Annotated in this window: 19 protein-coding genes; 9 read left to right on the top strand and 10 right to left on the bottom strand. The window is 48.1% G+C overall.

All coding sequences use genetic code 11. The features are described from left to right. The first annotated feature begins 372 nt into the window (after positions 1-372). Entirely contained in the window at positions 373-1,608 is a 1,236-nt protein-coding gene (locus K9N75_RS07505; protein ID WP_008812864.1) for an Nramp family divalent metal transporter, read from the top strand. A 61-nt stretch (positions 1,609-1,669) separates the two neighbouring features. Here the strand turns inward: K9N75_RS07505 and K9N75_RS07510 are convergent, their stop codons facing one another. Continuing rightward, positions 1,670-2,095, bottom strand: a complete 426-nt coding sequence (locus K9N75_RS07510) for a DUF2502 domain-containing protein (protein ID WP_224452415.1) — start codon at positions 2,093-2,095, stop codon at positions 1,670-1,672. A 193-nt stretch (positions 2,096-2,288) separates the two neighbouring features. On the opposite strand from K9N75_RS07510, the gene K9N75_RS07515 reads away from it, so the two are divergent. Then, a complete protein-coding gene (locus tag K9N75_RS07515; RefSeq protein WP_008812866.1) occupies positions 2,289-2,855 on the top strand; it encodes a sugar O-acetyltransferase in 567 nt (188 codons plus the stop codon). Here K9N75_RS07515 and mgrA read toward each other — a convergent pair. Further along, entirely contained in the window at positions 2,852-3,841 is a 990-nt protein-coding gene (mgrA, locus tag K9N75_RS07520) for an L-glyceraldehyde 3-phosphate reductase (protein WP_114445707.1), read from the bottom strand. The genes K9N75_RS07515 and mgrA overlap by 4 nt on opposite strands. 223 nt (positions 3,842-4,064) lie before the next feature. On the opposite strand from mgrA, the gene K9N75_RS07525 reads away from it, so the two are divergent. Beyond that, positions 4,065-5,738 (top strand): alpha-keto acid decarboxylase family protein, encoded by a 1,674-nt coding sequence (locus tag K9N75_RS07525; protein WP_114445706.1) that lies wholly within the window; start codon positions 4,065-4,067, stop codon positions 5,736-5,738. Between the two features lie 16 nt (positions 5,739-5,754). Here the strand turns inward: K9N75_RS07525 and K9N75_RS07530 are convergent, their stop codons facing one another. Next, complete coding sequence (locus K9N75_RS07530) at positions 5,755-6,624, bottom strand: LysR family transcriptional regulator (RefSeq protein ID WP_224452416.1); 870 nt, start codon at positions 6,622-6,624, stop codon at positions 5,755-5,757. Between the two features lie 107 nt (positions 6,625-6,731). On the opposite strand from K9N75_RS07530, the gene K9N75_RS07535 reads away from it, so the two are divergent. From K9N75_RS07535 to glk, 3 genes are all read left to right on the top strand, one after another. Next, positions 6,732-7,184, top strand: a complete 453-nt coding sequence (locus tag K9N75_RS07535; protein ID WP_224452417.1) for a multidrug/biocide efflux PACE transporter — start codon at positions 6,732-6,734, stop codon at positions 7,182-7,184. 72 nt (positions 7,185-7,256) lie between these two features. After that, complete coding sequence (locus tag K9N75_RS07540; RefSeq protein ID WP_061060240.1) at positions 7,257-7,958, top strand: aspartate/glutamate racemase family protein; 702 nt, start codon at positions 7,257-7,259, stop codon at positions 7,956-7,958. A gap of 179 nt (positions 7,959-8,137) precedes the next feature. Further along, complete coding sequence (gene glk / locus K9N75_RS07545) at positions 8,138-9,103, top strand: glucokinase (protein WP_064574517.1); 966 nt, start codon at positions 8,138-8,140, stop codon at positions 9,101-9,103. A 93-nt stretch (positions 9,104-9,196) separates the two neighbouring features. Here the strand turns inward: glk and K9N75_RS07550 are convergent, their stop codons facing one another. The 4 genes from K9N75_RS07550 to K9N75_RS07565 all read right to left on the bottom strand — a co-directional run bounded on the left by K9N75_RS07550 (position 9,197) and on the right by K9N75_RS07565 (position 12,881). Further along, complete coding sequence (locus tag K9N75_RS07550) at positions 9,197-9,598, bottom strand: HdeA/HdeB family chaperone (protein ID WP_008812872.1); 402 nt, start codon at positions 9,596-9,598, stop codon at positions 9,197-9,199. 275 nt (positions 9,599-9,873) lie between these two features. Continuing rightward, the gene (locus K9N75_RS07555) at positions 9,874-10,608 is read right to left on the bottom strand and encodes a LytR/AlgR family response regulator transcription factor (RefSeq protein WP_008812873.1); all 735 of its coding nucleotides are present in this window, start codon (positions 10,606-10,608) and stop codon (positions 9,874-9,876) included. Then, positions 10,605-12,296 carry a sensor histidine kinase gene (locus K9N75_RS07560; protein WP_039189553.1) on the bottom strand — a complete coding sequence of 564 codons (1,692 nt, stop codon included), beginning with the start codon at positions 12,294-12,296 and terminating at the stop codon, positions 10,605-10,607. Before K9N75_RS07560 ends, K9N75_RS07555 begins: the two co-directional genes overlap by 4 nt. Positions 12,297-12,506: 210 nt before the next feature. Beyond that, positions 12,507-12,881 (bottom strand): MysB family protein, encoded by a 375-nt coding sequence (locus K9N75_RS07565; protein ID WP_004096129.1) that lies wholly within the window; start codon positions 12,879-12,881, stop codon positions 12,507-12,509. A 204-nt stretch (positions 12,882-13,085) separates the two neighbouring features. On the opposite strand from K9N75_RS07565, the gene K9N75_RS07570 reads away from it, so the two are divergent. The 3 genes from K9N75_RS07570 (at position 13,086) to mdoH (ending at position 17,941) form a co-directional block, all read left to right on the top strand. Continuing rightward, on the top strand, positions 13,086-13,406 hold the full coding sequence (locus tag K9N75_RS07570; protein ID WP_224452418.1) for a DsrE family protein: 321 nt from the start codon (positions 13,086-13,088) through the stop codon (positions 13,404-13,406). 496 nt (positions 13,407-13,902) lie between these two features. Next, positions 13,903-15,399 carry a glucan biosynthesis protein G gene (locus K9N75_RS07575; protein WP_039189632.1) on the top strand — a complete coding sequence of 499 codons (1,497 nt, stop codon included), beginning with the start codon at positions 13,903-13,905 and terminating at the stop codon, positions 15,397-15,399. Continuing rightward, on the top strand, positions 15,392-17,941 hold the full coding sequence (gene mdoH, locus K9N75_RS07580; RefSeq protein ID WP_130995896.1) for a glucans biosynthesis glucosyltransferase MdoH: 2,550 nt from the start codon (positions 15,392-15,394) through the stop codon (positions 17,939-17,941). Before K9N75_RS07575 ends, mdoH begins: the two co-directional genes overlap by 8 nt. Positions 17,942-18,020: 79 nt before the next feature. On the opposite strand, the gene K9N75_RS07585 is transcribed toward mdoH, so the two are convergent. The 3 genes from K9N75_RS07585 to moeB all read right to left on the bottom strand — a co-directional run bounded on the left by K9N75_RS07585 (position 18,021) and on the right by moeB (position 20,278). Further along, complete coding sequence (locus K9N75_RS07585) at positions 18,021-18,842, bottom strand: hypothetical protein (RefSeq protein WP_096081030.1); 822 nt, start codon at positions 18,840-18,842, stop codon at positions 18,021-18,023. 130 nt (positions 18,843-18,972) lie between these two features. Continuing rightward, on the bottom strand, positions 18,973-19,359 hold the full coding sequence (locus tag K9N75_RS07590) for a VOC family protein (RefSeq protein WP_039189637.1): 387 nt from the start codon (positions 19,357-19,359) through the stop codon (positions 18,973-18,975). A gap of 139 nt (positions 19,360-19,498) precedes the next feature. Further along, positions 19,499-20,278: a molybdopterin-synthase adenylyltransferase MoeB gene (moeB, locus tag K9N75_RS07595; protein WP_008812880.1), complete on the bottom strand. Its 780-nt coding sequence runs from the start codon at positions 20,276-20,278 to the stop codon at positions 19,499-19,501. Position 20,279: the final 1 nt, after the last annotated feature.

Raw genomic sequence — 20,279 nt, forward strand, 5'->3', positions numbered from 1 at the left:
TTTCGCAGCACATTCTATGTAACGGCACAGGTAAAAACGAGACTTAGGTTGCAAATATTGAAATTGTTATAACGTAAATCAAGAAAAAAGTTAGAAAAGTAACAAAACAGCCCCAATAGCGATGTTAGTGAAAGTTTGATAAAATGTGATATTATTATTAAACACCATATTCTGCCGTTTGGGAATGAAGGTGGAAAGTATGTAAAGCAGAAAGCGCCTTGCCAGACTCCACAAGCCAACGACCTATCAAAGAGATAGGGAATATCGCTTAAGTTGATATTGATAATCATTCTCATTTTGAGGATAATGGAGTCAAGAACAAAGTTTAAGTCACAAATTGCTGACGTGACTATAGGTGTTAAGGTGGCTGATATGCTTGATTCACGCGTTGTGGAAACAACTCCTCCAGCGTCTCGAAAGATAAAACTTTCGCTGATGGGGCCTGCTTTTATCGCCGCCATTGGCTACATCGATCCTGGTAATTTTGCCACTAACATTCAGGCTGGCGCTTCTTACGGCTACAAACTGCTATGGGTGGTTGTCTGGGCCAACTTCATGGCCATGCTGATCCAACTTCTTTCTGCTAAGCTCGGGATTGCTACGGGCAAAAACCTTGCAGAACATATTCGCGATCGCTTTCCTCGACCTGCGGTGTGGGCCTACTGGGTTCAGGCTGAAATTATTGCGATGGCTACTGATTTAGCTGAGTTCATTGGCGCAGCGATCGGTTTCAAACTGCTGTTGGGATGTACTTTACTGGAAGGCGCGGTATTAACCGGTATTGCTACATTTTTGATTCTCACCTTACAGCGCCGTGGGCAGAAGCCTCTTGAGCTGGTAATTGGTGGTTTACTCTTATTTGTTGCAGCGGCTTATATTGTGGAACTCGTATTTTCTCAGCCAAGTATTGCGCAATTAGCTCATGGGATGCTCGTTCCTGATTTACCCACTCATGAAGCCGTATTTTTGGCCGCAGGTGTATTGGGTGCAACCATTATGCCGCATGTTATCTATTTGCATTCTTCGCTGACTCAGACTTCGTCATCGAAAGGGACTAAGGCAGAGCGCTACTCTTCCACTAAGCTTGATGTCGCAATTGCCATGACAATTGCAGGTTTTGTGAACCTTGCGATGATGGCGACAGCGGCTGCAGCATTTCACTTCTCTGGTCATAGTGGGATTGCAGAGCTTGATCAGGCCTATTTGACGCTGAAACCTTTGCTTGGTCATGCAGCCGCCACTATCTTTGGCCTGAGTCTCGTGGCCGCAGGTCTTTCCTCTACCGTGGTCGGCACATTGGCTGGTCAGGTTGTGATGCAAGGTTTTGTCCGCTTCTATATCCCTTTGTGGGTGCGCCGCGTAGTGACCATGTTACCGTCGTTTATCGTCATTATGGCGGGTCTCGATGCAACGCGGATCCTGTTGCTCAGTCAGGTATTATTGAGTTTCGGTATCGCTTTGGCTTTAGTACCTTTGCTTCGATTTACCGGTAATAAAGAACTCATGGGTGAAATGGTTAACGGTCGCTATGTACAGAATGCGGGCAGAGTGATTGTGGTTATCGTCGTCGGGTTAAACTTTTATCTGCTGGCAAGTATGCTGTTTTAGTATTGAGAAGATTTAAAGAAAATAATGGGCTCCTTTTAGGAGCCCATTATTTGTTAAGTACTTAATGGTGGCCATGGCCTTTGCCATGATCGTCATGATAATCATGGTCTCTATTTTTGTCATGGCCATTTTTATAGTGACCATAGTGATTGCCATTGTCGTGGCGGTAATGTTTGTTTTTGTAGCGATAGTATTTTCCGCCGCGCGAATAATAGTTCTTATGCCACCATCCCTGATCTCGCCAGCGTCCGCCATCCCAATAATATCCGCGAGGGCTACGATCGCCAATCCAGCGCCCCTGATGGCTACGCCACCAGCTCTGATCGCGCCAGTCGTAGCCATCCCAATAGTTCCCTCGTTGATCGCGGTCACCTAAATGCAATGTAACGCCTGGAAGTAAATCGATATCTGCCGATGTTGCCTGTGCAACACCCAGAGGCAACAGGCTACAGAAGGCCAGTGCGATGGCCGCAATGCGCTGGTACATATTTTTCTCCTTATGCGGAAGGACGCTAATCGCTATTGTCATCAATGGCTGATACATAACGCTGCCATTCCTTTTTGTTAGCTGATATTAGCATTCTGAATGTGATGATAATGTGGAGAAATAGGGTAATCTGCTGGTGAAGACTGTGTTTGAGATTATTCTGTCTGCCTAGCCAATTAAAGGAGCTGTATGCATGAGCAAAAGTGAAAAGCAGAAGATGATTGATGGAGAAAACTATTACTCGTCAGATAGTGAATTAGTCGCAGATAGAACGCGGGCTATTGATCTATGTTATCGCTTTAATCATACCCTTCCATCTCAGCGGGAAGCCCGCCAAGCGTTGATTCACGAATTGCTACCCCATGCAGATAAGCAGGCGGAAATCACGGGGCCTTTCTTTTGCGACTATGGCTACAACATCAACATCGGTCAGCGTTTTTACGCCAATATGGATCTGACGATTCTGGACATTGCGCCCGTCACTATTGGTGATGACGTGATGTTTGCACCGCATGTACAGCTCTATACCGCCGCTCATCCTACAAATCCTGAACAGCGTATTTCCGGTATCGAGTTTGGCAAACCGATAACCATTGGCAACAACGTGTGGATCGGCGGCGGAGTGATCGTCTGTCCGGGAGTCACTATTGGTGATGGCTCAGTGATTGGAGCGGGAAGCGTGGTGACCAAAGATATCCCGCCGCGCGTGGTGGCGGCGGGAAATCCATGTCGTGTACTGCGTTCGGTAGATGAAGACTAGCTGGCCAAAATACGTTCAATGGCGCTGATCTCTTCGGCGCTAAAATGACGGTTTTCTAGCATACCAACAGCATCTTCAATTTGGCTGGTTCGGCTTGCACCAATAAGCACTGAGGTGATGCGGTCGCCGCGCAGAACCCACGCAAGCGCCATTTGCGAAAGTTTTTGCCCACGAGCCAGCGCCATATCATTTAATTTTTTAATCTGACCAAGCTTCTGTTCAGTAATGGCTTCCGGTTTTAAGAACTTGCTGTGTGCCGCACGCGAATCCGGTGGAATACCGTGTAGGTAGCGATCGGTAAGCAAACCGCCGGCTAATGGGGAAAAGGCAATCGATCCAACGCCCTCATCCTGTAATACGTCCAGCAAACCGCCTTCAACCCAACGTTCAAACATTGAATACTTCGGTTGATGAATTAGACAAGGTGTTCCGAGATCGCGCAGGATCTTAATGGCTTGGCGAGCCGTTTCGGCCGGATAGTTTGATAGCCCAACATACAGCGCCTTACCTTGTCGCACTATCAAGTCGAGAGCGCCCATGGTCTCTTCCAGTGGCGTATTCGGGTCTGGTCGATGGTGGTAGAAAATATCGACATAGTCCAATCCCATTCTTTTCAGGCTTTGGTTTAGGCTGGCGATCAGATACTTTTTACTGCCCCAGTCACCGTAGGGCCCCTCCCACATGGTGTAACCCGCTTTGCTGGATATCACTATTTCGTCTCGATATGGCATGAGATCCTGCTGCAGAATGCGGCCAAAATTGGTCTCCGCAGAGCCGGGAGGTGGGCCATAGTTGTTAGCCAAATCAAAATGAGTAATGCCTAAATCGAAGGCACACAGCAACATATCGCGGCTGTTATCAAACAGCGTGGTATCACCAAAGTTATGCCACAGCCCGAGTGAAATAGCCGGTAGCTGTAAACCGCTGTGCCCGCAACGTCGATATTCCATAGATTGATAGCGCTTAGGACTTGCAAGATAACTCATTGATCTTCCTTACACGAAAACATGAAAAAAGCTCACTAGAGCGTGAATTCTCATCGCTGATAATGCACACAAATGCGTGTTCACTGCGTAAATCTAGCTTTCCATCATGCTCCCCAGTGGGTTTTTACGCCACTAAAAAGCGCCCCCTATACTTCTAATCGTCAATTGAATTTTCGTTTCTGCAACGCGTGTTGCACTGAAATCGCTAATTGGGAGCATCGTAATGAGCAAGACTTTAAACCGCAATATTTACAGCGTGTCCGATTATCTCCTTGATCGACTTTCACAGGCGGGTATTCAACACGTATTTGGTGTTCCCGGAGATTACAACCTCAGGTTTTTAGACTTTGTCACCGCTCATCCGCAGTTGGAGTGGGTCGGTTGCGCTAACGAACTTAACGCTGCCTATGCGGCTGATGGTTATGCACGTTGCGCTCCGGCAGCGGCTTTGGTAACGACGTTTGGCGTAGGGGAGTTGAGTGCGATAAACGGCACCGCCGGTAGTTATGCCGAGTATTTACCGGTGATACATATCGTAGGGGCTCCCAACCGCCGTTCTCAGCAAAAAGGGGAGTTGCTACACCATACTTTAGGTGACGGCGACTATGGTCATTTCTATCGTATGGCGGCGGAAGTAACTTGCTCTCAGGCCGTGTTAACCCCTGAGAATGCCGCGCTAGAAATCGATCGTGTGCTCAGCGATGTGCTGTATCACCGCCGCCCAGGTTACATCTTACTGCCAAGCGATGTCTGCGATGAGCCTATCCGTACTGAGCTTTATCAGTTTGCCGCTAGACAGGATGAGGTGACGGGGCTGAGTGAGTTTATTCAGGCTGCGCGTGATCTACTAAAACCGGCTCGCAAAGTGGCTTTGTTAGCGGATTTTCTCGCCGATCGATTTGGGCAAAAACAACGGGTTCAACAACTTTCTGACCTACAGGGTGTGGCCAGTGCGACGCTGCTGATGGGGAAAGGTGTGATGGATGAAAGCCGGCCTAATTTTATTGGCACCTATGCCGGTGGTGCCAGCCAACCCAAGGTCAAGGCTGCAATAGAAAACGCCGATGTGCTCATTAGCATTGGTGTGCGTTTGACCGACAGTGTTACGGCTGGTTTTACTCATCAAATCGCGGCCGATAAAACGATCGACCTGCAGCCGTTTTCGGCCAGCGTTGCAGGGCAGGTTTTCAGCCAGTTACCGATGGGTGATGCGTTGGCAGCACTGACGGAACTGGCAAAGGAGCTAAGTGTTGAATGGCAGGCACCGGAATCCTTGCGCGACTGTTTACCGGAAAGCCATGGAAACAAACTCGATCAGCCTGCGTTTTGGCAGCAGATGCAACGCTTTTTACGTCCAGATGACATTGTGGTTGCCGAGCAGGGGACGGCCAGTTTTGGCTCAGCCACGTTGCGATTGCCTAAAGGGGTGACTTTTATTGTTCAGCCGTTATGGGGATCTATCGGTTATACCCTACCAGCAATATTGGGCGCTCAGCTGGCGCAGCCTCACCGACGTGTAGTACTGATAATCGGCGATGGCTCGGCGCAGCTGACGATCCAAGAACTGGGTACTCTGCTACGCCACGGCCTGAAACCGGTTATTATTTTGCTGAATAATGACGGTTATACCGTGGAACGTGCAATTCACGGACCTGAAGAGAGCTACAACGATATTGCTGCGTGGAATTGGACTAAAATTCCGTCTGCGCTATCGGTGAATGGCGATTTTTCCACCTATAAGGCGGACAGCGTTCCGGCTTTGGAAAAGGTGCTCAACGAAGTTAACGTTCCCAAGGCGTTAACGCTCATCGAAGTGATGTTGCCTAAGATGGATGTGCCAGAATATCTCGCTAAGCTGAGTAAAGCCATTGCTGAGCGTAATGCAGCCCATGAGTAATATATTCGAGTGATGTCTACGCTGGCATCCCCAACAAATAGTCTTTGATCCAACTCCCTGCTGGCCCCGGTGGGGAGCCTTTTGACCATACAACATCCACCGAGGTGGATTTCGGCCAGCCGGGAACCGATAGTGGCACGAGCTCATTGCGGTGACAAAACTCGTCGACGAGCGCACAAGGAAGAACGCTCCAGCCAAGTCCCTGCACCGCCATACTCAGCAGCAGTAAATAGTTCGGCGCAGACCAAATCACGCCATGCATACGCGCCTGATCGCGTTCCAGATAAGTACTTAAACGTAGCTCTCTGACGGCATTCAATTCTTCGGGGCGAATACGTTCTCGCTGAGCAAGTGGGTGCGTCGGTGCTGCGTAAATGGCCATCTCTGTTTGTTTGCTTAACCGTGCGGCGCTAATGTCGGGCGGATAACTTTTCCTCGCTTCAATAAGCCCGATGTGGGCGCGATTTTTTTGTAGTAGATCGATAACGTCCTCTTCTTCACCTATCAGGCATTCAAATTCCGTATCGGGATAGCGGTGATCGAATTCATGCAGGAGTGCTTCGAGCGCGCTGGGATGAAAAGTATCAGAAAGGACGAATGTGAGCCGCGGTTCAATCTGATCCATTAACCGCACGGCAAGCTGATCCAAACGTTCGCTGGCGGCCAGGATCTCTTGCACATGGATCAATACCCGCTGTCCTTGTTCCGTCAGCACCGGTTGGCGCGCTGAACGATCAAATAGGATGACACCTAAATCATCTTCCAGATTCGCAATTGCCGTACTGATCGTGGACTGGCTTTTATGCAATCGGCGAGCGGCGGCCGAGAAGGAACCCGCAGAAATGGTTTCAACAAAGGCATTCAGTGCTTCGGGAGAATATCGCATAAAGTATCTATTTTATCGATGGTATCTAATTTCAATATAACGCTTTAGTTGATGATAATCACGATCTCTGACATCTCTCAGAGTGTTTATTTGAGGTTCTTGTGATTATGCAACGTAAAACTTTGATGGAACGTGTATTCCATGCCGTCACTTTCGAGGCTATTGCCACGCTTATTTGTGCCCCAGTGGGGGCTTATCTTATGCAGCGCTCAGTGTGGGAGATGGGCGGTTTAACCATTATTTTGGTTACCGCCGCGATGATTTGGAACATCATTTATAACGCGATTTTTGATCGAATTTGGCCAGTGAGCCGCGTCGTGCGTAATGTCAAAGTCCGTATTTTCCACGCGCTAGGCTTTGAGTGCGGATTTATCGTTATTGGCGTCAATATCGCGGCCTTTGTATTGGGGATTTCGATGCTACAGGCTTTCCTGCTGGAGTTAGGGATTATCCTGTTCTTCCTGCCGTATACGATGCTGTATAACTGGGTTTATGACATCCTGCGTGAGCGTATCGTTGAGCGTCGCTCTGCTCGCAAGATGGCGTCAACACTCCGCTAATGCTGTACTCGTTCCGCAAGCCTGCGTTATGTTAATCCAAGAAGCTATATGGGATTAGCGAGAGGCTGAAACATGAAAACGTTGGGTTTGCTGGGCGGAATGAGCTGGGAATCAACGGTTCCTTACTACCGGATTATCAATGAAACGGTCAAAAACCAGCTGGGGGGATTACATTCCGCTCGGCTGGTTTTATATAGCGTTGATTTTGCTGAAGTAGAACATTTGCAAATGCGTGGTGAGTGGGCGCAGGCGGGAGAGCTGTTGGCTGATGCTGCGCAGCGTCTACAGGCCGCCGGCGCCGAAGGAATCGTGGTGTGTACCAACACGATGCATAAAGTGGCCGAACAGATTGAATCTCGCTGCGGATTACCTCTGCTGCATATTGCTGATGCGACGGCGGCACGCATTAAGGCGCAAGGGCTAACGCGCATTGGGCTATTAGGCACGCGTTTTACTATGGAGCAGGATTTTTATCGCGGGCGGCTCACGGATAAATTTGGCATCGAGGTTATTGTGCCCAACGAGTCAGATAGAGAAGTCATCCACCGCATTATTTATCAGGAACTGTGCTTAGGACAGATCCGTCCTGAATCACGTCAGCAGTATCGCGAGATTATGCAGCGTCTGTCTGAACAGGGTGCACAGGGGATTATCCTTGGTTGCACGGAGATTGCTCTGCTGGTGGCTCAAACCGATGCCGTCGTTCCTTTGTTTGATACAGCCCAAATACATGCCGAATATGCAGCACACTGGGCTTTGGGTCATGCGAGTTAATAGCCTAAGTTCATAGGCAAAATGACAAGGTGAAATTGGAAGCTGAAACGATTTTTGTGATCGATTTCACTATTGCGTGGCACGGAGATGATCGGTCATTGTGACGGCCGCAGGGGCTGTGGTTAGATACGCTCTGTCATTTTTGGGTGGTTCAGGTAGCACATTGGGGAGAGGGCAGTATGACTACGCACGCACTGGTCGGGGATGTCGGCGGCACTAACGCTCGTCTGGCGCTTTGTTCGCTGGAAAACGGTGAGATCTCACAGGCCAAGACCTATTCCGGCTTAGAGTTTGATAGCTTGGAAGCAACAATCCGTACTTATCTGCAAGAACATAACGTTTCTGTCAAGGAAGCCTGTATCGCCATTGCTTGCCCAGTGACCGAAGATTGGGTGGCGATGACCAACCATTCTTGGGCATTTTCTATTGCGGAGATGAAAAAGAATCTGGCGCTGGAAAAATTAGAGGTCATCAATGACTTTACTGCGGTATCGATGGCGATTCCGATGCTTAAACCTGAGCACCTGATGCAATTTGGCGGCAAAGAGCCACAGAAGGATAAACCGATCGCTATTTACGGTGCCGGAACAGGGCTCGGAGTTGCACACCTGATCCATGCGGCAGAGCGTTGGATCAGCTTGCCGGGCGAGGGCGGGCACGTCGATTTTGCAGCCAATAGCGAAGAGGAAGATATGATTCTGGAAGTGCTACGCCCAGAGCTAGGTCATGTTTCCGCTGAGCGTATCCTTTCTGGGCCGGGCTTAGTTAATCTGTACCATGCGATTGTGAAATCTGACGGGCGTCTGCCGGAAAATTTAGCGCCAAAAGATGTAACTGAACGCGCGCTAGCCGATTCATGCACTGACTGCCGTCGAGCTTTGTCACTCTTTTGCGTCATTATGGGGCGTTTTGGCGGTAATTTGGCCTTGAATATGGCGACTTTTGGCGGCGTATATATCGCAGGTGGGATTGTTCCTCGGTTCCTTGAGTTCTTCAAGGCCTCAGGATTCCGCGCAGCTTTTGAAGACAAAGGTCGTTTCAAAGATTATGTGCATGATATTCCTGTGTATATGATTACGCATGATAACCCAGGCCTGCTGGGCGCAGGTGCACATTTGCGTCAAGAGTTGGGGATTAAACTTTAGCTTCTACCGATGCCGATCATGCGCTCGAAAAGCCTGCATAGTTATCCTATGCAGGCTTTTTTCGTTAGTCGTGGTAATCAGAAATCACGATGTTCAGAAGTGTCTTTGGATGTATTGCTCTATTTTACTTTTTAAGTCTACCAGCTTAAGCGCTGGTGTTTTATGGCACTCTTCAATCACCATTGGGGTGACGAACTCGTCAATCTGCCTTTGATCTACGTCATCATTGCCTTGGTCATTTGGATCGAGATTGCTTACCCAGAATACGACGGGTGTCTGTGCTTGTGTATCCAACGCCAAAAAGTCTTCGCAGGACATATGAACCGATGTGTTTTTGGACTCTTTTAGATTTGCGGTTTGAACCGTGCCCGCCGATGTATCGATGGGGATAACCATACTATTCTGTTGCTCACAACCTTCCACTGAGGTTGCATAAGCACAGGTCGTCGCCAGAAGTGCACCAATAAGGGCAACTGCAAAAATATTATTATTCATCACTATTCTCTTGTCATACAACCGAGCTAATTGCTCATAAATCAATCAATAAATTACTGTGTTATTAGATGGGTATAATAACTTGTGAAATTATTTTTCGTAACACAAATAATATATATCACTTAATTATTTTATCTGTTTAGAGATTAGCTCTATATGTGTAGTGATTTGGTCTAGTTGAATATGCGGACGTAGATTTTTATTTTGAAAAAAAAGAGAGATTTTCTGTGAAATCTCTCTTTTTATTGGGCATATTCCTAGCAAACATGCCAGCGCTAAAGCCGCATTAACTGTCTGAATGCTTTTATTTTTCCACGACTTACGGGAACTTCAAATTCAAGATCGGTAAGACGTAACACATAGGTGTTATTGAACCAAGGGACGATTTCACGAATCTTTGCAAGGTTTACGCAGTACGAACGATGACAGCGGAAAAACTTCTCCTCTGGCAGACGGTTACAGAATTCGGTGATATTCATCGGCATCACAAACTCTTCACGGCGCGTAAAAACGCGCGTGACTTTTTCATCAGCGGCAGCGTAATAGATATCGTTGCACTCGGTGACAATGATTCGCTCGTCTTTAATCAGATTGATGGTTTTTGGCGCAGGGCGTGTCACGGTATTGTTTTGAGTTAATTCCTGATCGCGCTGGTGGCTTGCTTCTAGCTTTTGCAGCATGGTGATAATGCGTGACTCATGGTAAGGCTTCAAAATATAGTCAAACGCTTCTAACTCAAAAGCCTCAACAGCATGTTCTTTGTAGGCGGTAATGAAAATAATCTGCGGTTTACGCGCAAACTTGCTTAGGTTTTGCGCCAGCAAAACACCATCTAACGACGGGATATTAATGTCGAGGAAGATAGCGTCCACTTCGTTGTGTTGGAGATATTTTAAGACGTCGAGACCATCGTCGAAGGTTCCAACGATCTGAATTTTGCTATGCGTACGGACTAAGTAGCTCAGTTCTTCCTGAGCTAAGAATTCATCTTCTACGATGATGGCTTTCATGGTGTATTAACCTCCTTGGGTTCTAGCACCGAGAGTTCGCTGTGCGTAGAAACGCTTGGGGTAATGTAAAAATAGATTTCAGTACCGGGTTCAAGGCGGCGAATATGCAGCCCATCCCCATAAAGCAGTTTGACGCGCTGATGGACGTTCAACAGGCCAATTTTATTCCCAGGCATATCGCCGCGCTCGACGCGGTCAATCGTTTCTTGGCTGATCCCATTACCTGTATCTTTGATTGAAATCCGGATCCGGTTGTCTTTCTTTTTCACCGCAATTGCCACAACGCCTTTGCCACGGCATGGCTGAATGCCATGAACAATCGCGTTTTCGACTAAGGGCTGAATGAGTAGGCTGGGGATGGTTAAATCCACATCGTCGATATCAAAAATGACGGTTAGCTTATTGCCGAAGCGTGCTTTTTCTATCGCGACATAGTCTTGTACCTGATGCAGTTCGCGCTTGATATCAATATGTTCGTCGTTGAGTTCAAGGTTGAATCGCAGATAGCTAGCCAAATTGATAATCAGTTGGCGAGCGGTGTCTGGATTGGTGCGAATCGAGGAAGAAATAGCGTTAAGCGCATTGAATAGAAAATGCGGATTAATCTTGCTTTGTAGGGCACGGAGTTCGGCTTTGTCAGCCATTTCACGCAGTTGTTCAATGCGTGAAACTTCAATTTGGGTAGAGATAATTTGAGATAGTCCTACTGCCATTACTTTTAATGAATAGGTAATTTTATGGGCGTGGCAGTAATAAATTTTTAGTGTGCCAGTCACTTCACCTTTTTCCCGAAGTGGGATGATGATTTGCGAATGGATCTGCGGTGTGCGGTGGGCTTCGTCGTTATTATTGATGGTAATGTCGCCGCGCTGGATGGTTTGGCGAGTGACATCGCTGATGAGCTCTTGCCCAATATTATATTGTTCTTGGCCAACGCCTACGTAGGCAAGGATGTTTTCTGTGTTGGTAATCGCGACTGCATCGGCGTTGATATCATCCCGAATGATGCTACAAATCGTCATCAAAGAGTCATTATTGATATTACGGAAGTAGGGGAGGGTTTTGTTAGCAATATCGAGTGCCAGTTTAGCCTGACGAGCGGCGATAACCTCTTTCTCATCCTCCACGCTCTGCACCAGCAAAACGATCAGGCCAATACAACCGGCGCCAAGGATCATGGGTAAACCGATATGCTCAACGATATCGATGCCTAACGGTTTTGAGTCGATAAAGGCGATGATCAGCAGCATGGTGAGACTTTCGCACAGCATGCCCGCCAAAATACCCGCGCTCCAACGCTTTTCCTTGGCCACGCGTTGATGGATCCACGCTGAAATAATACCGGCCACGATGCTGCTGATTAAGCATGGAATAGCGGTCACACCGTCCATGTCGATGAGGTAACGATGTACTCCCGCAATAACGCCGGTAATAATTCCCACCCACGGACCAAACAGTATCCCACCCGAAACCACGGCGATAATTCGCACGTTGATAAGTGCGCCTTCCACGCTGATGCCGTTATAAGTACTGAAAAGGGCAAAAGTGGTGAAGATAGCGGTGACCGCAGCCAATTCAATTCGAGTATGCTGCTCTTTTTGCAGCAGTTGGCGGAATAAGCGAATACGCGTCAGAAAGAAGATACAGATGAGCATCAGGGCGGCGCGTTCAAAAACCGCCAACAGCATGTTGAAATTTTCTTGCAAAATATTTTAAACCGAATCATTCATCGCATAGGTGAATGGCGATTATAGCCATAAAGTATCAGCGATGATAATCAACCAGAGCGGTAGCGCTACTTAGATCTATGATGAGGAGGCAGAATTAACAAAAGAGAACACAATCGATCTATCCCAGGAACGGAAGTACGATAGATCGATTGAGACGTGAAATCGCGACTAGTTTTGTTCTTCCCATTCGTCGGAGGCCGCTTCGCCTTCTTCTGTGTCCAGCGGCGGCTCATATTGAAAGTCATCTTCGTCCCACTCATAGAGTGTGTTCTCAGTGATCCACTCTTCGCGAATTTCCACTTCGTCGTAGTCGTTATCGAAAATAGCCTGTGCAGCTTCGCCACTAAACATTGGCACACCTTCGCCGCCTTCATCTTCAGTGGCGTGAAACTCCGCTAACCACATAATCTCGCCATCTTGCATAACATATTTTTGCAGATTGAATTGTGCAACCTGCGATGCATCGTCACTATTCTCATGATCGGCCAGATAGGTTTCGCGGGCGGCGTCGATAGCTTCATCTAAGGTTAGGTACATGTCCATGATGTTTCTCGCTATTGGTAGTGGTTATGAATTTCTCTATTCAAATATCTATTGTTGATTGTTTCTGTAAAGGTGCAAGAAAACGGCAAGATTTTTTTGCATTTCAAGATGGCAACAGAAGTGCCCAGCAATGACTTTGCTTACGCAGACTGCTAAGGTTCACTTCATGTATTCATCAATATTGTTGGCTATATGAAAGTCGTCATGCATGTTTCCGAATCAACCCACTGTATCTCTGCCTTTAATAACGCAACCAATCTCCTCAAAGCCCGAAGCGGTGCGTTTACCGATATTCATATTATCTTCACGGGGTCGGCCATCAGTACACTGATTGCAGACAGCGACGAGTCTCCCAATTGGGAAGCCCTGCAGCAAGCTAACGTTGTTCTACTTGCCTGTGAAAATGCTATGCGCGCGAATAACATAACGTTAGATAAACTATTGATGGGTGTAAACGCAGTCCCTGCCGGAATATTGGCGTTGGTTGAGCACCAAGAAAATGGTTATTTCTACATCAAACCTTAAAACGAATCCCCGTTACCGCACCGGTTTCTGAAAACGACCGGTGTGGATTGGCTTTCTCATTTCGAGTTAAGCGTTTTACGGTTCCGTTCTTACGCTCTTGGTCAATCAGAATTATGGATAAAAAAGCGTCTTCCCGCGGTATATCACGGTGTTTGAAGCCATTGCGCTAATTCTATTCAGTGAAATTTTTAGCCTATTGAATTAGGTTTCTATTAGGGATACTCCTAAAAACACTTAATGTAACATTTTGATTTTAAATGTTAATTTAATTATTACCTGCGGCGGGTATAATTAAATCCAATTCAGCCTTGTCGTTAGCCTTATTAGGTTGTTGTCGGCGGGGTGAGTGATCCATTACTATGCTGTCCAATAAACCAATTTATAACTGAGTTCTTCGTTTCGTAGAGCACCATCAGGGGGGTATGTGCTAACACATTTATTAATCACCCGGCCCAAGGTTCGCGCTTTAACAGGGCTGGCTGCATCGGTATTTCTGATGCTCGCAACAACACAGGCATGGGCGTTTTCGCTAGATGATGTTGCAAAAAAAGCACAATCTCTGGCAGGGGAGTCCTTCAAGGCGCCTAAAAGCAATCTGCCATCAGAGTTTCGTGAGATGAAGTTTGCTGATTATCAGCAAATTCAATTCAATCATGACAAACCCTATTGGAATAACCTCAAGACTCCATTTAAGTTAGAGTTTTACCATCAGGGAATGTATTTCGATACACCAGTCAAAATCAACGAAGTGACAGCAACGTCGGTTCGTCAGATCAAATACAATCCAGATTACTTTAATTTTGGTTCTGTCAAACACGACCCTGAGGCTGTGAAAGATTTAGGTTTTGCCGGTTTCAAAGTGGTTTATCCGATCAATCAGGCGGGTAAAAACGATGAAATTATGAGCATGCTGGGGGCAAGCTACTTCCGCGTGGTGGGAAAAGGTCAGGTTTATGGTCTTTCTGCCCGTGGTTTAGCCATTGATACTGCGCTGCCTTCCGGTGAAGAATTCCCGCGTTTCCGTGAATTCTGGATCGAACGTCCAAAAGCCAAAGATAAGCATTTAGTGATTTATGCGCTGCTGGATTCTCCGCGTGCCACGGGTGCCTATCGCATGATTGTAACGCCGGGTACAGATACTGTGGTTGACGTTCAGTCTCGCGTTTATCTGCGAGATAAAGTCGGCGTGTTGGGTATGGCTCCGCTGACCAGCATGTATTTGTTCGGTTCTAACCAACCGTCAAGCAACGTGAACTATCGCCCACAGCTGCATGATTCAGAAGGCCTGTCGATTCACGCCGGTAATGGTGAATGGATCTGGCGTCCTTTGAATAATCCTAAACACCTGTCGGTCAGTACCTTCAGCGTTGAAAACCCTAAAGGTTTCGGCCTGCTGCAACGTACTCGTGATTTTTCCCAGTATGAAGATTTAGACGATCGCTACGATCTGCGTCCTGGCGCTTGGGTAGAACCACGCGGCGTGTGGGGCAAAGGTAAAGTTGAACTGGTAGAAATTCCAACTGCAGATGAGACCAATGACAATATCGTTGCGTTCTGGATCCCTGCCAGCCTGCCAGAAGTCGGAAAACCAATTAATCTGGATTACCGTCTACACTTCACTCGTGACGAAGCAAAACTTCATGATCCTGAGTTAGCGTGGGTAAAACAGACAATGCGCTCAACTGGCGATGTGAAACAGTCAAACCTGATCCGTGAACCAGACGGCACGACGGCACTGATTGTTGATTTCGTTGGCCCGGCATTGAAAGCGTTGACACCAGATGCTCCTGTGACTACTCAGGTGACGACGGATGACAATACTAAACTGGTACAGAATGATTTGCGTTACAACCCGGTAACCGGCGGCTGGCGTTTGACGCTGCGCTTCAACGTTATCGACAACAAAAAACCGGTTGAGATGCGCGCTTATCTGGTGAAAGAAGATAAACCGCTGAGTGAAACCTGGAGCTATCAGTTACCTGCCAATGAATAAGTCTATTGAGAATGCTGATGCCTATTTGAAGGCACTGGCGATGAGCGCGGAGCAAGAAGCCGCGCTCAGGCAGCAAATGGCCGCATCACAGGAAATTTCTGTTGATGCGGTGCATAGGTCGCTGGCCTCAGACGATGTTCAACTGTCGGATTTAGAGGCGCAAGATGCGCCTCTTTGTTCAGTTGAATCGCGTCTGGAAATGGGCTGGTCGGATACGCTGGAAGAAAAAGCGTTGCTAACAAAAGATGCGGCGGGACGTACTGCGATCAAAGCAATGCCAGTGATTAAGCGTACGTCGATGTTCCCTGAAAAGTGGCGAACTAACCCTGTGGGTCGCTTGTGGGATAGTTTGTTGGGCAGAACCCAGCCACCTAAGCATCAGTTTAAAACCGCAGCAGAAGCTGAGGCGGATAAACGCTGGCGTAAAGTGGGCTCAATGCGCCGTTGGGTGCTGTTGATTTTGATGCTGACCCAAACCGTGATCGCAACATGGTACATGAAAACCATTTTGCCTTATCAGGGCTGGGATCTGATCGATCCGCTGTCAATGTTTGATAAGCCATTGATGCAGTCAGTGTTGGAATTGCTGCCTTATGTATTGCAGTCGGGCATTTTGGTGCTATTTGCCATTCTGTTTTGCTGGGTATCGGCGGGATTCTGGACGGCGCTGATGGGCTTCCTTCAGCTATTGATCGGACGGGATAAATACAGCATTTCCGCGACGACGGTGGGGGATGAAGCATTAAATCCGAACCATCGCACGGCGCTCATTATGCCGATTTGCAATGAAGACGTATCGCGTGTATTCGCGGGTCTGCGTGCTACCTACGAATCTGTTGTGGCGACAGGACAAATTGAGCATTTTGATATCTTTGTTCTGAGCGATAGCTACGATCCTGATATCTGCGTCGCTGAGCAAAAAGCGTGGATGGAAATCTGCAAAGAAGTCGGTGGCGAAGGGCGTATTTTTTATCGCCGCCGCCGCCGCCGCGTAAAACGCAAATCCGGTAACATCGACGATTTCTGCCGTCGCTGGGGCGGAGAATACAGCTACATGGTTATTCTCGACGCCGACAGCGTGATGAGCGGAGAGTGTTTAACCAATCTGGTTCGTCTGATGGAAGCCAATCCAAGCGCTGGGATCATTCAATCCGCGCCGAAGGCAACCGGTATGGATACGCTGTATGCGCGTATTCAGCAGTTTGCTACGCGCGTGTACGGGCCGCTCTTTACGGCGGGCTTACATTTCTGGCAGTTGGGCGAGTCTCACTACTGGGGCCACAACGCGATTATCCGTGTTAAACCGTTTATCGAACATTGTGCGCTGGCACCGTTGCCGGGTAATGGCACCTTCGCGGGTTCAATTCTGTCGCATGACTTCGTTGAAGCTGCGCTGATGCGTCGTGCAGGCTGGGGCGTATGGATCGCCTACGATTTGCCGGGGTCCTATGAGGAATTGCCGCCAAACCTACTGGATGAATTAAAGCGCGACCGCCGTTGGTGTCAGGGTAACCTGATGAACTTCCGTTTGTTCCTCGTCAAAGGCATGCATCCGGTTCATCGTGCGGTGTTCCTTACAGGGGTGATGTCTTACCTCTCTGCACCGCTATGGTTTATGTTCTTGGTGCTATCGACAGCGTTGCAGGTGGTGCATACGCTGATGGAGCCGCAATATTTCTTGCAGCCACGTCAGCTATTCCCCGTTTGGCCGCAGTGGCGACCAGAACTGGCCATTGCATTGTTCTCAACCACGTTGGTGTTGTTGTTCTTACCGAAGCTGCTTAGTGTGGTGCTTATTTGGGCTAAAGGTGCGAAAGAGTATGGTGGTTCATTCCGCCTGCTGATTTCTATGCTGCTGGAGATGCTGTTCTCCGTACTGCTGGCACCGGTGCGCATGATCTTCCATACGGTGTTTGTGGTGAGCGCATTTCTCGGCTGGTCAATTACTTGGCAATCTCCTCAGCGTGACGATGATGCTACGCCGTGGAGCGAAGCTTTCCGTCGTCATGGCTCGCAATGTTTGCTCGGTCTTATTTGGGCTGGTGGGGTTGCGATACTGGATCTTCGCTTCTTATGGTGGTTGTCTCCGATCGTCGTATCGTTGATCTTGTCACCGATAGTGTCGGTTATCACTAGCCGCCGTACTCTGGGAGTGAAGTGTAAGCGAGCCAAGATCTTCCTGATCCCAGAGGAATATTCACCGCCGGTTGAGATGGTGGCGACTGAGCGCTACGTTGAGATGAATAACCAGCGTGAACTCGATCATGGGTTTTTACGTGCGGTGTTTGATCCGTCATACAACGCCTTAGCCACGGCGATGGCAACGGCGCGTCACCACGCACACGCAGCGATCTCCAAGGCTCGTGAAGAGCGAGTTGAGAAAGCGCTGAGCGGAGCACCGCAAGATCTGAGTCGCGATGAGCGTTTAGCATTGCTGAGCGATCCTGTGACTCTAGCTCGTCTGCATCAGCTTGTGTGGAATGCGCCAGATCGCTATCCGCAATGGACTCAGGCTTATCAGGCATTGAAACCTGCGGCTTAGTGGTTGATTGAGCAGAAATGTAAAAAGGGTATTTGCTTTGGCAAATACCCTTTTTTTATCTTCTATTCCCGCATTCCCGTTAAGGAGCAGTTGCGCGATGTGGCGGGTAGTACAAAATGTCCTGCTGTAGCATAAAGCGTGACGTGATGGATTTCGTTTCGCCTTGGTAGTCGAAGCTGATGATTTCCTGTTTTTCTGATTGCACGCAGTTGCCGCTGTTATCCCATTTCTGACATTCGGTAATGTAGGTGACATGCGGTGTTTTTGTCATGGAGCTGAGATCTTTACCGTCGTCGGTAAAACTAGACACAGAATCGTTGTCATTTTTGATCACTTTCTCTAATCGGCCATCAGGTCGATAAAGATAGACGCCAAATCCTGGATTGTGTCCCACGGCAACATAAAAACGCACCAGATCGTCAGGTGTATAAAAATAATATTGGTTAGTGATACCAATCGTTTTATCACCGGCTTCAACTTCTGTGACTTTCACGATCCGTCCGCGTTCATCGGTTTTATAGGCGCTAATCAACTGCGAAACGTCCTGCTCGTTGTTTGTCTGAACTGCAACCACGCTGCGACTCATCCAGCCAATATCGTCAGGGACTAATCGGCTTTCCCAAACAGGGTTAGGTCCGTAGCTTTGACTCGCTGAGCTGATTTGTCCATTACGGGCAAATTCGATGCTGATATCGCGCAATGTATCTTGGCTTTCTGGGCCGATGACGTACTGATGGTAGCTTTTAGCTGGGCCAATAATATCCCCTTCCATCAAGATAATATTGTTGGAACGCACAATGTGTTGGCTACTGATAAGCGGCGGAGCTGCCATGGCACTCGATTGAGATAAAATGACGGAAAGTAGCGTAGCAGCGGTGAGTAGGATCTCTTGATGCCGCATTCAGGCTCCTTGTGGCGGTAGAATAGGGGGAGATGACTTTATTGATAATACACCACGTGTGACTTAGAAGGAGGACTGAATGGGCTGCTCTGTAATAATTCACACTGCATACGCGTTGACCAAGAAAAATTTAAAGGCGATTGGCGATTTCTATTAGATTTCCGTCCGGATCACGTAGATAAATTGAGTTGATTTTCCCTGTCGCACCGGTTCTGGTGACCGGCCCCTCAATCACCTCAACACCGCATCCAATAACCCAAAGAACCACTTCTTGCACCGGTTGAGGCGTGATAAAGCATAAATCGGCGCTACCCGGCGTTGGGTGTTTGGCATGTGGGCGGAAGGGCGCTTTAGCCGCGTGGAGATTAATTTTTTGATCACCAAATTTCAGGGCGGTTCGACCTTCAGAGCCGAATGTTTCGACTTCCATACCTAGAACCTGCTGATAGAACTGCACGGATTTGTTGATATCAGCGACGGTGAGAACTAAATGGTCCAACGTGGAGAGTCTTAGCATAGGTGGCTCCGGATAATGAAAATCAGAGAGGTAATAGGGTTCGATAAGTTGATAGATAAAACGTTTCGGAGCCACCATAACGTTTTATCTTTATAATATTCAACAAATATGCAACAGCTAGGAGCACTGACCAGATCGACTATGCGTTACCACAAACGTCGCAGGTAGGGTTTTTCGCAAGTTTCATGGTCCGCCATTGCGAGCTCATCGCGTCATACATCATTACCTGCCCATGCGGGATACGACCAAAGTGGCTCAGTAGTTTGATAGCCTCCATCGCCTGAGTAGCACCGATGATCCCGACGAGAGGAGACATCACACCAGCCTCGACGCAGGTCAGTGCATTAGCGCCAAATAAGCGGCTGAGGCAGCGATAACAAGGCTCATTATCCTGATAGGTGAATACGCTAACTTGGCCTTCCATACGGATAGCCGCGCCGGATACCAGCGGTTTACGTTGGCTAAAACACAAACGGTTGAGCCGATCGCGGATATCCACATTGTCTGTGCAATCCAGAACCACATCTGATTTTTCAATCAGTTCAGCCAAAGCCACATCGTCAAGCACAGCATTAATGGGACGAAGCTGCGTATGGGGATTAACCACGCGCAGTGACTGAGCAGCGGATTCAACCTTCGCCATGCCAATGCGCGCATCGCTATGCAGAATTTGGCGTTGCAGATTCGAGAGAGATACCGTGTCAAAGTCGACCAGCGTCAGCGTTCCTACTCCGGCAGCCGCCAGATATTGGCTAGCGGGGCAGCCTAAGCCACCCAATCCGATAATCAGCGCATGTGACGCTTTGAGCTTTTCTTGCCCATCAAAATCAAAACCACGCAGGACGATTTGACGGTTATAACGCATCATCTCTGCGTCGCTAAGCTCTTCTGGTGAAGATACGGGTATCTCTGGCGCCATA

Origin of the sequence: Hafnia paralvei (assembly GCF_020150375.1) — a bacterium.
Lineage (GTDB): Bacteria > Pseudomonadota > Gammaproteobacteria > Enterobacterales > Enterobacteriaceae > Hafnia > Hafnia paralvei.

Coding starts and splice junctions, on each gene's coding strand:
- K9N75_RS07505 (WP_008812864.1), top strand. CDS start 373: ATGCTTGATTCACGCGTTGTGGAAACAACTCCTCCAGCGTCTCGAAAG.
- K9N75_RS07510 (WP_224452415.1), bottom strand. CDS start 2,095: ATGTACCAGCGCATTGCGGCCATCGCACTGGCCTTCTGTAGCCTGTTG.
- K9N75_RS07515 (WP_008812866.1), top strand. CDS start 2,289: ATGAGCAAAAGTGAAAAGCAGAAGATGATTGATGGAGAAAACTATTAC.
- mgrA (WP_114445707.1), bottom strand. CDS start 3,841: ATGAGTTATCTTGCAAGTCCTAAGCGCTATCAATCTATGGAATATCGA.
- K9N75_RS07525 (WP_114445706.1), top strand. CDS start 4,065: ATGAGCAAGACTTTAAACCGCAATATTTACAGCGTGTCCGATTATCTC.
- K9N75_RS07530 (WP_224452416.1), bottom strand. CDS start 6,624: ATGCGATATTCTCCCGAAGCACTGAATGCCTTTGTTGAAACCATTTCT.
- K9N75_RS07535 (WP_224452417.1), top strand. CDS start 6,732: ATGCAACGTAAAACTTTGATGGAACGTGTATTCCATGCCGTCACTTTC.
- K9N75_RS07540 (WP_061060240.1), top strand. CDS start 7,257: ATGAAAACGTTGGGTTTGCTGGGCGGAATGAGCTGGGAATCAACGGTT.
- glk (WP_064574517.1), top strand. CDS start 8,138: ATGACTACGCACGCACTGGTCGGGGATGTCGGCGGCACTAACGCTCGT.
- K9N75_RS07550 (WP_008812872.1), bottom strand. CDS start 9,598: ATGAATAATAATATTTTTGCAGTTGCCCTTATTGGTGCACTTCTGGCG.
- K9N75_RS07555 (WP_008812873.1), bottom strand. CDS start 10,608: ATGAAAGCCATCATCGTAGAAGATGAATTCTTAGCTCAGGAAGAACTG.
- K9N75_RS07560 (WP_039189553.1), bottom strand. CDS start 12,296: ATGCTGTTGGCGGTTTTTGAACGCGCCGCCCTGATGCTCATCTGTATC.
- K9N75_RS07565 (WP_004096129.1), bottom strand. CDS start 12,881: ATGGACATGTACCTAACCTTAGATGAAGCTATCGACGCCGCCCGCGAA.
- K9N75_RS07570 (WP_224452418.1), top strand. CDS start 13,086: ATGCATGTTTCCGAATCAACCCACTGTATCTCTGCCTTTAATAACGCA.
- K9N75_RS07575 (WP_039189632.1), top strand. CDS start 13,903: ATGCTCGCAACAACACAGGCATGGGCGTTTTCGCTAGATGATGTTGCA.
- mdoH (WP_130995896.1), top strand. CDS start 15,392: ATGAATAAGTCTATTGAGAATGCTGATGCCTATTTGAAGGCACTGGCG.
- K9N75_RS07585 (WP_096081030.1), bottom strand. CDS start 18,842: ATGCGGCATCAAGAGATCCTACTCACCGCTGCTACGCTACTTTCCGTC.
- K9N75_RS07590 (WP_039189637.1), bottom strand. CDS start 19,359: ATGCTAAGACTCTCCACGTTGGACCATTTAGTTCTCACCGTCGCTGAT.
- moeB (WP_008812880.1), bottom strand. CDS start 20,278: ATGGCGCCAGAGATACCCGTATCTTCACCAGAAGAGCTTAGCGACGCA.